At 33.7% G+C, this 15544-nt stretch carries 12 protein-coding genes and 1 pseudogene; 2 read left to right on the forward strand and 11 right to left on the reverse strand.

What is annotated here, in order from left to right:
* Positions 1–68: 68 nt before the first annotated feature.
* The 4 genes from QTL86_RS15210 to QTL86_RS15225 all read right to left on the reverse strand — a co-directional run bounded on the left by QTL86_RS15210 (position 69) and on the right by QTL86_RS15225 (position 5173).
* Complete coding sequence (locus QTL86_RS15210) at positions 69–755, reverse strand: peptidylprolyl isomerase (RefSeq protein ID WP_127065531.1); 687 nt, start codon at positions 753–755, stop codon at positions 69–71.
* Between the two features lie 51 nt (positions 756–806).
* Positions 807–1484, reverse strand: a complete 678-nt coding sequence (locus tag QTL86_RS15215; RefSeq protein WP_410495313.1) for a YczE/YyaS/YitT family protein — start codon at positions 1482–1484, stop codon at positions 807–809.
* Positions 1485–1548: 64 nt separating this feature from the next.
* A complete protein-coding gene (locus QTL86_RS15220) occupies positions 1549–4182 on the reverse strand; it encodes a glycoside hydrolase family 9 protein (RefSeq protein WP_410495314.1) in 2634 nt (877 codons plus the stop codon).
* A 328-nt stretch (positions 4183–4510) separates the two neighbouring features.
* Positions 4511–5173, reverse strand: coding sequence for a hypothetical protein (locus QTL86_RS15225; RefSeq protein ID WP_410495315.1), 663 nt, complete (start codon positions 5171–5173; stop codon positions 4511–4513).
* 766 nt (positions 5174–5939) lie between these two features.
* Here QTL86_RS15225 and QTL86_RS15230 point away from each other — a divergent pair.
* Positions 5940–6356, forward strand: a pseudogene (locus QTL86_RS15230) (SGNH/GDSL hydrolase family protein); the annotation flags it as partial.
* A 233-nt stretch (positions 6357–6589) separates the two neighbouring features.
* Here QTL86_RS15230 and QTL86_RS15235 read toward each other — a convergent pair.
* Positions 6590–8662, reverse strand: a complete 2073-nt coding sequence (locus QTL86_RS15235) for a TIM-barrel domain-containing protein (RefSeq protein WP_410495316.1) — start codon at positions 8660–8662, stop codon at positions 6590–6592.
* Between the two features lie 117 nt (positions 8663–8779).
* Here QTL86_RS15235 and QTL86_RS15240 point away from each other — a divergent pair, with 117 nt between their 5' ends.
* Positions 8780–9676 (forward strand): AraC family transcriptional regulator, encoded by an 897-nt coding sequence (locus tag QTL86_RS15240; protein ID WP_410495317.1) that lies wholly within the window; start codon positions 8780–8782, stop codon positions 9674–9676.
* A gap of 5 nt (positions 9677–9681) precedes the next feature.
* Here QTL86_RS15240 and QTL86_RS15245 read toward each other — a convergent pair whose 3' ends face one another.
* The 6 genes from QTL86_RS15245 to pdxS form a co-directional block, all read right to left on the reverse strand.
* The gene (locus QTL86_RS15245; protein WP_410495318.1) at positions 9682–11208 is read right to left on the reverse strand and encodes a polyamine aminopropyltransferase; all 1527 of its coding nucleotides are present in this window, start codon (positions 11206–11208) and stop codon (positions 9682–9684) included.
* A gap of 54 nt (positions 11209–11262) precedes the next feature.
* Positions 11263–11691: a DUF350 domain-containing protein gene (locus tag QTL86_RS15250; protein ID WP_410495319.1), complete on the reverse strand. Its 429-nt coding sequence runs from the start codon at positions 11689–11691 to the stop codon at positions 11263–11265.
* Between the two features lie 13 nt (positions 11692–11704).
* On the reverse strand, positions 11705–12898 hold the full coding sequence (locus QTL86_RS15255) for a DUF4178 domain-containing protein (RefSeq protein ID WP_410495320.1): 1194 nt from the start codon (positions 12896–12898) through the stop codon (positions 11705–11707).
* A gap of 268 nt (positions 12899–13166) precedes the next feature.
* Positions 13167–13487: a (2Fe-2S)-binding protein gene (locus tag QTL86_RS15260; protein ID WP_127065522.1), complete on the reverse strand. Its 321-nt coding sequence runs from the start codon at positions 13485–13487 to the stop codon at positions 13167–13169.
* A 315-nt stretch (positions 13488–13802) separates the two neighbouring features.
* A complete protein-coding gene (gene pdxT / locus QTL86_RS15265; RefSeq protein WP_127065521.1) occupies positions 13803–14372 on the reverse strand; it encodes a pyridoxal 5'-phosphate synthase glutaminase subunit PdxT in 570 nt (189 codons plus the stop codon).
* 1 nt (position 14373) lies between these two features.
* Positions 14374–15252, reverse strand: coding sequence for a pyridoxal 5'-phosphate synthase lyase subunit PdxS (gene pdxS, locus QTL86_RS15270; RefSeq protein ID WP_127065520.1), 879 nt, complete (start codon positions 15250–15252; stop codon positions 14374–14376).
* Positions 15253–15544: the final 292 nt, after the last annotated feature.

Consider the following 15544-nt stretch of genomic DNA (forward strand, 5'->3'; position numbering starts at 1 on the left):
CTCTTGAACTAGTCTTCCTCTTATTTTTAATATCTAGTTAAACATCAATTCTTTTATATCCAATTTCTTTACTCTTCTATTTTAATAACTGGAGGCACATCTATACCATTTGTTTCTACTCGAATACTCTCTATAACTACATCCTCTATAGGTTTATCACTTGAGTCCGTTTCTACATTTCCAATTTCCTCTATTATATCTAAACCAGAAGTTACCTTACCAAAGGCAGCATAGTTGCCATCTAAACTTGGTGTATCTGCTGTCATAATAAAGAACTGACTTCCTGCTGAATCAGGTGCCATGGATCTTGCCATAGAGATGACCCCTTTGGTGTGTAATAGAGTATTTGCTGTATACCCATTATTAGAGAATTCTCCAGCAATACTATACCCTGGACCACCAGTACCTATACCATCCGGATCGCCACCTTGAATCATAAAATCTTTAATAATACGATGGAAAGTAAGTCCATCATAAAAACCATCATTGGCTAATGTTATAAAGTTGTTAACCGTATTAGGTGCCATATCTGGATAGAGTTCTAAAGTAACTGTTCCATAATCTTTTACTATCATTGTAACAATTGGAGTTGTTTGTATTGCCTCAACTTGGACTTTTTCGGTAGACTCACTACTATTATTGGCTTGATCTTTATTATTATCTACTTGATTGCATCCTGCACCAACTATAAGCGCTGTCATTAAAAATATAAGTCCAATTACATTTTTTAAATATCTTCTTTGAAATAAATTCATTTTTCCTTCCTCTTTCTTTAGCTTTTACGTTACTACCATTTTATTCCTTACCTATTTGTTTTTCAATATAATTTTCCGAACCTTTATACCTATTGGTCTAGATTCCTTACTTAAAACACCTAGTTTAATTAATACTGGATTTAATAGCTTCATACAAGCTTGTAAAATAGGCCCAAACAATAACATAATACAAATTGTCCCCACACCAATAGGCCCTTGCACTAACCATGCACCTAGCACAAAAAGTATCTCTAATAGGATTCTGCTATTTTGAATAGAAAGATGAAATCTTTCTTTTATAGCTAGCATGATATAATCTACAGAGCTAGTAGATATCTCCATTAAAATATATAATGCGCCACCTAGGGCTGCAATAAGTAAACCTATTAAAAACATAACGCCTTTATGAGAAGGTAGTTTTGGGCTAGTGAATCGATTAAAAAGTATCCAGCCCCATAAATCAAAAATGATACCATAGAGAATAGAGGTTACAATTGGCTTCCCCTCTAAACTTCTCTTTTTTAAAATAGCACCAATTATAATAAGTGTGATACCTATTAAGTTAATGACCATTCCAAAACTAAACCCTAAAATTCTTGCAAGACCTATTGCCAAAGCATCAATTCCGCCCGTTCCTAAATCTGATAATAATAATATCCTTGCACCGAGGCCTAGGGTGACTAACCCCGTAATAAAGAGAATGATTCTAACCGTCTGCTTTTTTTTCATTCTTCTACTCCACTTTCTTCTATCATTCCCTTTTATTTTGTGAAGAAGTCACATTTCTATACATTTACTTTGGTTCTTTGCCGCTAATTACTTCACCTTTATAGTAAATAACAATGTGGTCACTATTTTTATAGGAATAATCATTGCTTTGATCGTATTCTTTCCATTGATCATTAGTAATGCGAATACCAAGTGTTATCTTACCCTCTCCTGCTAGATTAATATCCTTATTATTAAAATGGATTTCTAAGTAATGGTCAGCACCATCCTTTACTTGATCCATACCCGTTATCTTTCCTGATATATTGCTATTCAAATTAATATACCATGGCTCTTTATTCATATCTATTTGTGCATTGTCGCACCTGAATTGCTGTTTATCTTGAGTGTCAGACGTGTAATAGTAGTGTATACTTAGGTCTTTTAAATCAAATTGACTCTCTTTCTTTCCTTTTATTTCAAGATTTAAGTTAATCGTGTTACTTTTGCTATTACTAGCATTCGTTTGTTTCAGTTCCACTTCACCTCCGTCTGTTTGTAATTTTTCCTCTCTATTATTTGAAGAATTTACATTTTCTTTAGCTGGATTGCTATTTGTTTTTTCTGTCGTCTGTGGTTTATTAACTAAAGGAGTTCCTTGTCCCGGCTCACTTCCAAAAACAAGTATGCCTCTATCATAAAGGGCAAAGTGTTGTGCCTGAGTTAATTGATTACTACTAGTACCTTTTAAGTCTATATATGAGTAATCCTGTGTATAATCCCACTTCCTATTACCGGTTATTCTAAACTGTACTTCTAATCTTTGCTCACTTTGTCCTCCGGGATAGAGTGTATGACCAATTAAATCAACTTCAACATAATATAAATGTTTAGATTCATTCCAAGGTAATACTTTAGAAATCATTACCTTGCCACTACTATTATTGTAGCTAGTTATTAAATCACTAGGTACTCCTCCTGCTTTTATATAGTCAGTTAAATCTAAAAAGTATTTAAAAGAAAGGTTATCTGTTACTCTAGCAGGCCAAGCTGTATGGTTATATACTAGAGCTTTTACCTCTATATATTGTTTTTCATTTTGTGAATCCTCTGCATTAATGCCGGCTTCTATATAAAGTTCTTCTCCTACTTCTTCAATAGCAGTCAAATTTTCTATTGGTGCGCCACCATATTTTTTATACATCTTAGCTAGTAAACCTGTGAAACCTGCATTATAATCACAAGCTACTTCATTGGCTGTATAGTCACTTCTTTCATCCTTGTATTCATCATTTACATTTGGCCCACCTACTAAAGCTCCAACTAAAATATGCCTATTTTGACTAGGTTCACCTGAAACATTATTCTCCCATCCACCATGAGCTGTTCGATGATGTGGATTTTTAGGATAATTCTCTCCATAGCCAATCATGAAGCTTCTCCCTGAACTACCAAGGGCATATTCTGCTTGGCTAAGAGCAAACGCCTGATAAATCTGTTGCTTTTCTTTACTACATCCTTCCCACTCTGAATAAATACTGGCTAAAAATGCTGTGGTTGTTGCATAACGCAAAGATCCCCATGTATCTAACCAAGCTAAGCCTTTAGGCGTATATTGTATTTTCTTCCCCTCTACTCCCACAGTCCAATAGTCTAGATTATTCTCGATGGCTTTTTTATAAAGCTCCTCCCCAGTAATACGAGCTAATAATAAGGCGGCTCCATAATGTACGTCATCCCATGAATGTGCCCAGGTATAGTTAGCTGTATTTATATCCCCACCTGCATAAAGGTCAGCATAGGTTTTGGCTTTCTCTAGATATACCTCTTCACCTGTAGCTAAATATAGCCATGCTCCTGCAAAAGCTAATTCATCATAGTAGCCACTCCATGATTTGTAGTAAGCACCGGCCACTGCATCATAGCCACTATCACCTTTCATTTCCTCTGCTAAAGCATATAAAGATTTTGCAGTCTTTAAGCACGTACTAGCATAATCTGAGTCCACTTTTTTAAATACCATACTCGATGCAGCTAAAGCTGCTGCCCCTTCCCCACAAACAGCAGAACCTGGATTATTGATATCAACCTTGTAGCTTGGTCTTTCCATTTGCAGGATTTCAGCAGCTCCCCAAAAAGCATGATCAGCGCCTCCATCCCCTACTTGAAAATAATACATCTCCTCTTTGGGGTGACATTTTATCAGGTAATCATTTACCCAACGTAGTTCTGATAGTATGTAGTCATACTGGTTTGTTTCCTTATAGACCTCCTCATCTTCAATAACAGACCAAGCTAGCATTGTGGAGGTATAAGCCATAGGTAAATTAAACTTAACATGATCACCTGCATCATACCAGCCACCAGTTAAATCTAGACCCACATCCTTACCATCACTTAAACCAGAATCACCTCTCCAATTACATCTTATTTGCTCTGGTAAATCTCCTGAACGTTGTAGCTCATAGAATAAAATGGCTTTTTGTAAAGCTTCTCCATAATTGTAGTTACCCGTTTGAGAACGATATTGATTTGCTTTACCCACCTCTTCTTTGCTCTCGCCTTGTTTATCTATTGTATCTCTCTCTGTAATTGTTTCCTTTTCTGAGACGAGCACATCTGTACTTTTTTTATTAATGTCACTTCCGATGACTATTGCAATCATTAATACACATAAAATGCCTACGCCTAAAATGAAATACCTCTGTTTTATCTTCATCTTTCTCCCCTCTTCTCTTTTTCTTTTTCTTTTTCAATCTATTCTTCTCCATAGTTTCCTATAAATGCTTTACATCGGCCTCTATTTTCCACTTATTTAACAAAATTTTATTATTAATTATAATATATAAAAATTACTTTTACTTTTCAATTTATTCTTTCATATCTAGAACAGAATAACCTTTTATCATTTTAATGCCAAAGGTGTTTCACCGTAAACATATATTCTATCCAGCAACACTGGTGATTTTTCAAATTAACGTCACAATAAAGAAGCTGGAAAGTATCTTTACTCTCCAGCTTCTTTTCAATGTATTCTTATGTGTGCATTATTTTAAAGTTACATTATCAATAACAAAATTTGCTTCGTCTTTAATATCATCTATACTGCTACCACCTGTTATTTGTGCAGTAATCATAAGTAACTTACCATCCTTAATGAGGTAAGCACATACTTGCTCAAGATTCATATTTTTCATATATGCTTCTGCTCCGCCAATTGCATCAACTGCTTCTTGAGTAAGTAATCCCGATTCGATGCTCATGTCAATGAGTTCTTCTGTCATTTTTGTACTCACTTCTGCATACACAATGTCCCCATAAGGTTTTGTTTGAACCTCTAATTTATTTGCAGTAATGCCCATTGCCTTTTGTGCCTCAAGATTGGTTGCAATCGCTTCTTTATACTCATCAGCTGATAAGCTTGCTATTTCTGCCGGTGCTTCCATCGCAATTACGTTCATCGATTTATTATTACCATTCGCAATACTAATAGCACCCTCCATAACTTGAACATCTACTTTTTTCCAATCTTTTGGTGCTACAAAGCTAAAACTATCACCTTCAAAGGTTTCTCCCGCTTCTACTCCCTTCTTAGATTCTGCTGAGGTTGCATTACTATCATTACTTCCTCCTGTACTATCATTACATCCTGCACAAAATGCTGTAGTAACCACTACAAAAATTGCCATGAACTTCTTTAATTGTTTCATTACTATTTCTCCCCTTTATAAATCATACATAAATTTTATTACAGGTGAAATTATAATCAACTCAATTATATTTGTCAAATTGATACTATGTGTCGTTTTTTATATTAATTTGTAGTATTCAAAAAAATAAATATATTTTTATAACAATTATGAGATAATTCATTCAAATTAGGTTGTATTTTTTTTCTTTACTATAATGACCCTTGCTATTTTGCATACTTTTAATCATTTTGATAACTATATTTTTATTATAATTAACAAATATTTAAAATTTAATATTTTCTCTGTTTAATCTTTCTATCATATATTTTTCGATCTTGATTTATATTAACGCAATATTAATAAAGTGCTATAACTACCGTATCACACTTATTTATATTTCTAAATGAGGGGAGAACATTGAAAAAAGTATTTTTATTATCGCTATTTGGATTGGTTTTATTCTAATTACAGCAAATTCTAGTACAATCTTATGCAAAAACAAGCCTTTCTCACAGGTCATTGTATTTTGGGATAGCTATTCAGATACTGGAAACACTAAGATCCTTACCTCTCAAATTACCCATTTACCGCATCCTCCTGAGGGCGCTTATATTAAGCCTTCAGATAAGTTTTATTGGAATGGTAGATATTCTAATGGTAAAGTAGCCGTAGAAATATTAGGGGAACAATTGAAGATTCCTTTAGTTAACTATTCTATTGGGGCGCTACTTCCGGTAAGTTTAACTATTCATCTTGGTTAGATACATTAGGACCTACAGGGCTTTTAGGACAAGTTGAGACGTTTAAAACAGATTTAAAGAGAAAGCTCGTCGATTCTAATGCACTTTACTTTATATTTATTTCAGCAAATGATTTCTATTATTATATGGACTATAATCAACCTGGAACCATAAGACAAGTAGCCGACTGGTCTATATCCAATATAGTGACTGCAATCCAAACTTTATCTGACCTAGGTGCAAGACATTTCTTTATTATTGGCAGTGCTGATCTATCACTTAATCCTTACGAAATCATAACGCAACGTATCGAGTCTGCTCAATTATTTACCTCCTATTTTAATAGTAAGCTGGCTATGTCACTGAATCAGCTACCACCTGCCAGGTATGCTTCTTTGCAAATTTTTGACTTAGCTAAATTTAATCTCTTGATTATGTCCAAAGCAAAACTTATGGCATAGATGAGCTTTATATCCCTTATCAAATGACTTTCCTGAAATAGGAGCACCGCATACCAATTCAGAGAAATATTACTTTTGGGATGAATGGCATTACTCGGCTAGGGTTAATGCACTTTTAGGTAAATATATGTATCAGCAGCTTCAAGAAGGCTGTTAATTTATTAAGCTACTTACTAAACAAAAAGATAGAACTTATTCGCTAAAAATGCTAATAAGTTCTATCTTTTAATTTATTAGTGTAAATTGAGAGTAAAGCTAAGTTCTGATTTATTACAAGTCACTTGTAACGCTTTATTTTCTTTACTCACCTTGATATGAGTAAAGTGAGCTGGATTATGATAATCCTTACTAAAACCATCATCTTGATAGAACTCATAAGAGGCTTCATCCTTTATAAAACCACATAGTTCTAGATGATTTTCATCTAATGCTTCTATATATTCTCCTCCACTACAGAGTGGTATGAAATGATTTGGCTTAATAAAGCATACCATTTCTTCAAGTTCTACTTGTATATAATGATGTCCCTTTTCCATGATTTTATAAGATCTATCTGTGAGGCTTTTGAATTTTATCATAAGCATTTCTTCTGGCAGATAAACATAACGTCCTCTTGCATTTTGTTCATAAACCGGAGCAACCATTAAGCTTTCTCCTACCATTAATTGATCTTCTACATTCTCGGCAAAGCTATCTTCTGGATAATCCATCATGAGGGTTCTAAAATAAAGTTCATTACGAAGTGCTGCCTTCATATACTCGCTATATAAATAAGGTACTAAACCATAGCGAATACCTATAATATTTTTAAAGCTTTCTAAATCTGTAAATTGATAAGCTTCTTGCTCTCTCGTTCCAAGTGCTGAGTGATTTCTCATAAGAGGGGTAAAGCAACCAAATTGTAGCCACCTTAATAATAAATCTTCTGTCGTATTCCCACCAAAACCACCGAGGTCTGCACCAGTATATAGTATGCCGCACATATTAAGAGATGGCATCATTTTAATATTTAAAAGTAAATGGCTCCACCATGATATATTATCACCTGTCCAAATACCACCATAACGGTGCATACCAATATAAGAAGCTCTAGAGAATAAAAGAATTCTCTTATCAGGTTCTAAAGTTTCAAAAGCTTCACCTGCTGCTCTTGTCATATTATAGCCATATAAATTATGCACCTTGTCATGACGAATACGCTGGTCTCCTACTTGATGATAAAAGCGCTGATAGTCCTTTGGATTATTCCCTGTGTGGGATACGGAATCTTTAAGGTCAAAATATTCATAAATACCAATATTATCTTTTTGTCTTATTTCATCTACCTTTTCAAAAGCTTCTTGTAAACCTTCTGGTGTGTAGAAAATAGCAGGCTCATTCATATCATTCCAAAAGCCCTCTATGCCTTCATCTAATAATATCTTATATTTTTCTCCAAACCATTTTCTTGTATCCTTATTTAAAAAATCTGGGAAATGAACAAGACCTGGCCAAACAGCAGCTACGAAGTCTTCTCCTTTTTCATTGGTACAAAAATAACCTTTTTCTACACCTTCTTCATAAACATCATAGCCTTTTTCTATTTTTACCCCTGCATCTACAATAGGTACCAACCGTATACCTTGCTCCTTTAATTCGGCAACAGTTGCTTTAAAGTCTGAAAAACCGTTAGGGTCAATGGTAAAGTCTTTAAAATTATCCATAAAGTCAATGTCCATATAAATGGCATCTAATGGAATATGATTTTCTCTGTAGCCTGCTACCACCTTTTTTAGATCTTCTTCGTTTTTATAGCCCCAACGGCTTTGCTGATAACCAAAAGCCCATTTAGGTGCTATGTAGCTTGGCCCAATAAGTTCTCTGAAGGCTTTGATAATAGCGGTGAAACTTTTTTCTTCTATAATATATAAATCAAAATCTTTACTTGTAACTGTTATCTTTAATTGATCTTTATGACTATAGCCACAGTCAAAAATCACCTTACTAGGCATATCAATGAATAATCCAAAAGTCTTTTCGCCTTTGATAATAAGAAAATTATGGGCCCCATATAAAGAGCTTTTCCCTTCATCGTGCATAGGATCATCACTGCAGTTGCTTTCATAGATATGGCCTCTTTTGTTGATACCCCTTATATTCTCACCAAGCCCATATAAACGGTCGTATGCATTCATATCGTATTCAAAAACATAAGCCTCTTCTGTTTCAGTTGCTGCTAAATAAGGAACTGTTCCTTCTGTAGGTGCTAATGTTTTTACAACTGCCTCTGTTTCTATAGGCTTACCATATATATAACGTTTAATCATCATTAGTTCCCCCTTGTTTACCAACTATTTCATATATGTTATTATAATATAAAAAATTAGGGATTTCTTGCAAAATATCCATTAAAACTAACACTATTCTGCTATGGAGGTACCAAAATGATTGTTAAAAAAGATTTAAGTTTAAAAGAAAATAATATCCATGGTGATTTTTTACTTCCTATTATGAAATATCACTGCATTGTTCCTGAACATTTTGCTTTACTCCCTCTCCATTGGCATGAAGAAATGGAATTTACACTCATACAAGAAGGAACTGCTCTTTATCACATTAATTTAGAATCCTATGAAGTTAAAGCCGGAGACCTCATTATTATTACTCCTTTTATTTTACATGACATTCATCAGCAAACGACTTCTTCTATGACTTCAGATACCTTTGTTTTTAATCTCAGCATGCTTAATCTGAAAACACCAGACGCTTGTTCTATTAAATATCTGTCTCCTATATTTGAGGAACAATATACCTTTCCCTACATTATTCATCCAGAAAACCCTAGCTATCCTAGACTTCTGGCTTTGTTTCATCAGCTTAATTCTTTCTATACAAAGCAAAAAGAAGGCTTTGAATTAGGTATTAAGGCTACTTTATTTGAATTTTTTGCTGTGCTTTTTTCCCATGGACTAGCACAAAAAAATTATAATGTTACCTTGAATAGCTCTCACTCGGAAAAGCTTAAATTAGTTTTAGATTACATTAGCCAAAATTTAAATAAACCCCTGTCTATTAAAGAACTGGCTAACATTTGCCAGTTTAGTGACTATTACTTTATGAATTTCTTTAAAAAATATACCGGTATGACCTGTGTACAATATATCAATATCCAACGTTTAGAGCTAGCTGCTGATTATTTACGTACAAAAAACCTACCTATTATGGACATAGCCTTAGAGGTAGGTTTCGATAATATTTCTTATTTTAATAAATTATTTAAAGCTAAATATCATGCGACTCCCAAAGAGTATCGTGCTGCTTGTAAAGCACTTCATTCTTAGTTAATCTAACGCCACTCATTAGTAGCTTCTAGATAATATTCTATAAGCTGTGGTCTAGATAAGGTATTTGCCATTATTTTGCCTTCATCAATCTTTTCGTCCTTACTAAAAACAAATAGTCTCTCCAATGTCTCATCATTTAGAAATCTAGTAGGTACCTCTAACGTTAGTTTACTTACATCCATTTTATTTTTAGATACCAATTGAAATCCCCAGTCACCAAAGCTTGGCACTTGTACATGGTAAGGGATGACTTCTAATCCTTCTTCTTTTATAGTCTTATTAATGCACCAAAAAGCCTTGGGTGCATAATAAGGGCTAGTGGATTGAATACTCATGACTCCTGTCTCTGTTAAACGATTAGCTGCCAAGCGGTAAAAAATATTGGTATAAAGCTTATTTAATGCATCATTATTAGGGTCTGGCAAATCAATAATGATGATATCAAAGTACTCCTGTGAGTTCTCTAAATACTTATAAGCATCCTCAATAACGATTTGTAATTTTTCACTACTTAGTGCATCTTTATTAACGGCTGTTATTTGGGAATTTGTTTTACACAATTCCACAATCTCAGCATCTAAGTCTACTAATGTAATCTCCTTGATTTCATCATACTTAAGAAGTTCTCTCACAGCTAGTCCATCACCACCACCTAAAATAAGTGCTTTTTCCTTGTGAGGATTTGCCATCATTGGAATATGTACTAAGCATTCATGATAGCGGTATTCATCACTGCTACTAAACTGCAAATTACCATCTATAAAAAGTCTTAAATCATCTTTATGTTTAGTCATGACCAGTTTTTGATAAGGCGTTTGCTTAGAAAAAATGACTTGATCTCTATAGAGGTGCCCCTCAATATTATTAGCAATATCTGCAGAGAATAAGGAACCTAATATCATTACCACTAAGCTTATTCCTGCTATGCTTCCAAAAAGCCTACTGTTCTTAATCTTCTTACGATACTCATAAACAATGATTAAGGCCACTGTAATATTAAGACTTCCTGTAATGAAAGCTGTAGTAAAATAGCCAAACTGAGGTAGTAATAATAATGGGAACGCAATAGAACCTACTAATCCACCAATATAATCAAAGCTAAATAAAGTAGATAAGGTCATTCTTAGATTAGGACTATTTTCTTCTATAATCCTCGTTAAAAGTGGAATTTCCAGTCCTACTAAAATGCCAATCAAAATGATTTGTATATACATCACTAATGCGTAGGCCTCTATATAAAGATAAGCAAAAAATAAGATAATCGTAGTAAGTCCACCTATGATCCCTACACCAATCTCTACAAATACAAACCAATCAAATAACGCTCTTTTTAAATACCTTGATAAATAAGACCCTATTCCCATAGCACTCATATATAGGCCTATAGTAATAGAAAACTGTTTAATACTATCCCCTACTAAATAAGAGCTTACCGAACTAATCAGTACCTCATAAATAATAGAGCATCCTGATATAAGTAATGTCGTAAGCATTAAAAGCCTTACATTAAATTCTTTTTCCTTGGTCACGTGATTTCCTCTATTCCGTCTTTTGCTTTTGAATTTACCCTTTATTCTTCATTCCTAATAAATAACCCCACTTATAACGATACCAAGCCCAATGAACATTCCCATAATCATAATACCTGCAGCCGTATTGCCCTTACCAATTTCATCATTTAAGTTATACTTTCTATTAAATAAAAGCATAATTAAATAACCTAAAATACAAAGTATAATGCCCGCTGCTGAATAAAGAAGTGTCCCTGTAATGCCTTCTAATAAAGTTTGCTCTACTACCGTGGCTACTGCTGGTGACATTACTGCACTTTTCACGATAATCCCAATAGCAATAGAAGCACCTGCCATAATAAAACCAACTGCTTGATTTCCTTTTTTGATTTCTTCTGGAAAATCACATGGAATAGCTAGGTCCACTAAAAAGCAACCTATCATCATTAAAATCACACCTATTACCGAATAAATCACTACATTTAATAAATCTACCAACATCTTATTTCCCCCTTTATTTTCCTGAACTTGTTCCGCCACCAGAAGATTGTCTAGCAGCTACACTTTCTTGTTTGATTGTATCTGAATATTGCTTATAACGATTATTACTATTTGTACTTACTGTACCATCTGTGTAATCATCAAATGCATTAACACCTTTATAATGATTATAATCATCATTATAGCCCGTAGTATAATAATAGCTTCTATAAAAACTCCCCGTATGAAGATAGCTATGATATGGTCTATGACGACTACTATAAACATATTTTCTAGTACTTACTTGTACCAATGTAGTATTTTCTTCTGATGTATATACAAGACAATAATGTGAATTTGTAATAATGGCAACTGAGCCATCTTCAGCATTCTCATCCACATTCTCTACACTTTCACCGGCTAATAGCAAAATGATTTTTGCAGCATCTTCAACTGTTGTATCTACCTGATAAACATCTGCTTTTTGATTATTATCAATATCGGCTGTCATAGAGGTGACGTATGTAAAACGACTATCTCTTTGTATTGCGCTGCTTAAATCAACTTTTTTATGTGAATTACCTGCAAAAATACTCCCCGCAATGGATATAAGTATACCAATACCTATAAAAGCAGCCACAAATAAAATAATTTTTCTATAGGGGTTAAAGTTAACAGAATTTCCTCTTCCATAGTCGTTACTAGAATAATTATGACCTGAATAATCACTTCTATTAGAGCTACTATCAAAAATACTATTGCCATTGCTTACATTACTATAAGCTACCGGTCCTCTTTCTATCTCTTCTTCATCCAGATAATATCCTGTAGAGTATTCTACTTCATCCTCCCATATTTCTATGCCTATAATTTTTTCTTCTGTGGTATCTTCATATTCTGTAAAACTTACTTTATCAGAATAAGCTACATCTACATTCCCCTTGAAGTCCATAACCTTCGCTGTTCCTCTGTCTACCTCTTTATAGCCATATTGCTTAATATGCTGTTCTACCTGGCTACTACTTTGCGTATAAAGTGCATACTCACTATATGCAATATCTACGCTTAACCATTTGATTACTTGGTTGTTTTCATCTATTAGTTTGTATTCTGTCCAGTTACAATCGTCTGCTACATTTAAGAAATTAATGTAGCCATCAACCAAGTAGCTTCTTCCATTAATCCTAATACGGTCACCTACTCCAAAACACATGTTACCTTTTGCCATATCCCCACACTCTCCGCTTTTATTTTCCTAACTTCCTACTAAATATTATTCATTCTATCAATTATATATAGATCATCTCCCCATACATTAAACCACACATATATTCTATCAATTCAAATTTGTTTAATCAACTTTTTCTCTATAATCTATTTGATTATTTCTTTTCAATTAATAAAAGGTTTAGGTAAATTTTGCTTACCTAAACCTTTTATTAATATTGTTTTAAGAGTTACTCTCTTACTATTTAAGCACCTTACTATGAAACTTACTATCTTTTAGTATCAATAACATTTTGAACAAGCGCTTTACATCTACCACAAGCTGTACCTGCTCCTGTAACTTCTCCAACCTTCTCAACTGTGTCAGCACCATTTTTTACTGCCTCAACTACAGAAGCTAAAGATGTTCCTGTACAACCACATACAGAAGCTAAAATTTCTTCAATAGCTCCAGTGCAGCGACCACAGCTTGTACTTGCTCCTGTTTTTTCTTTGATTTCTTCTATAGTACGTGCTCCTTCAATCATTGCTTTTCTAATAGTTATATAGTCAACTTGTTTACAGTGACAAATCATTCTGTTTCCTGCCATTTTTATTTCTCCTTAAATAGGTTTTATAATATATAGTATAACTTATTATAACAATAAATCTACCTATTTTGAAATACTATTTAATAATAATTATTTTCCACTTCTTGCAAGTTTGTTATTTCTTAAGGACAGGTATCTTTTCATTCTATTTTTTAATATATTTTAGCTTTCTCTCAGGGTTCCTTTTCTGGTTTTCATCTATAAAATCTTTCTCCTGATTTTCTTCAAGATCATGCCTAAAAAATATTATCATATCATTTATATTTTAACTGAAATTATAAACGTCTAGATATACATTTATAACTGTAATTTCTTTTAGCATAAATCTTTTACAAAATAATGGTGAAAGCTCGTATCAGTCGTTAATTCTGGGTGAAAGGAAGTCGCCAGCATATTTTTTTCTTTGCATGCCACTATTTCTCCTCTTACTTCCGCTAAAATTTCTACCTGTTCTCCTATTTTACTTACTAATGGTGCTCTAATAAAAACAAGAGGAATAGCTTTCTCCACAGCATTAACCTGCTGCATTGTTTCAAAGCTTCCTAACTGTCTTCCATATGCATTACGTCTAACCGTAATATCCATGACTTCTAGATGCTTAGTAGTTTCTTCTTCTATTTCTTTGGCTAATAGAATCATACCTGCACAAGTCCCCCATACTGGCAAACCTGCTAGAACCTTTTGTTTTAAAGGTTCCAGCATATTAAAGACTCTAAGCAATCTACCTAGTGTCGTACTTTCACCACCAGGAATAATTAAACCATCTATTTCCTCTAATTGGCTGATATACTTAACATCAATACTTTTTACTTCTGGTAACTGAGCTAAAAGATGATGGTGTTCTTCTACACCACCTTGTAAGCCTAATACACCAATATATTTCATTCTACCATCCCCTTGATGCATAAAGCTGCTTTTCATCTAACTGTCTTATATCTAATGAATCCATGGCTTCACCTAATTCTTCTGATACCTCAGCTAATACATTTGGATCATTGTAGTAAGTTGTTGCTTTAACAATGGCTTCTGCTCTTTTTTGTGGGTTTTCAGATTTAAAAATACCAGACCCTACGAACACACCATCTGCACCTAATTGCATCATAAGTGCTGCATCTGCTGGTGTAGCTATTCCACCTGCTGCAAAGTTAACTACTGGCAATTTACCAGTTTCTTTAATGGTTAAAATAAATTCATAAGGTGCACCTAATTCTTTGGCAATAGTCATTAGTTCTTCTTTGGTAGCTCCTACAACTCTTGCGATATCTCTATTCATGGTACGCATATGTCTAACAGCTTCAACGACATTTCCTGTCCCTGCTTCTCCCTTTGTACGAATCATAGAAGCTCCTTCTCCAATACGACGAAGTGCTTCTCCTAAGTTACGTGCACCGCATACAAAAGGCACTTTAAAATCATGCTTATTAATGTGATAATCTTCATCTGCAGGTGTTAATACTTCACTTTCATCAATATAATCAATCTCTAAACACTCTAAAATTTGTGCTTCTACAAAATGTCCAATACGCACTTTCGCCATAACTGGAATACTAACAGCAGCTTGAATCTCCTTAATCATCTTAGGATCAGACATTCTGGCAACTCCACCATGTTTACGAATATCTGAAGGGACTCTTTCTAAAGCCATAACCGCTACAGCTCCAGCTTTCTCTGCAATAATAGCTTCCTTAGCATTAACAACATCCATAATAACGCCGCCCTTTAGCATTTGGGCTAAATTCTTATTAAGCTCTAATCTATCACTCATATCCATTCTCCTTCTTACATTTTTGTACCGATACAATTGTTTTATTTCTTCCGGAAATTAAAGGTATGTTAGCATAAGTGATAACATATGAAAACATTTATTTAGACTATTCAATATTATATTTTATTTTGTATGCATACAATTTCAAGAAACGATAAAAGTTGTCTTAAATTTAAATGACTTAAGTTCCCTTTTGTATGCTTGTTGTATACTAGAAAAAGTGATGAAAGAATAACTGAAAGAATAAAAAAACAGCACAACAGTTTTAAAAAACTGTCATGCCATTTTTACT

It is taken from the genome of Cellulosilyticum sp. ST5 (assembly GCF_046529625.1).
GTDB classification, from domain to species: Bacteria; Bacillota; Clostridia; order Lachnospirales; family Cellulosilyticaceae; genus Cellulosilyticum; species Cellulosilyticum lentocellum.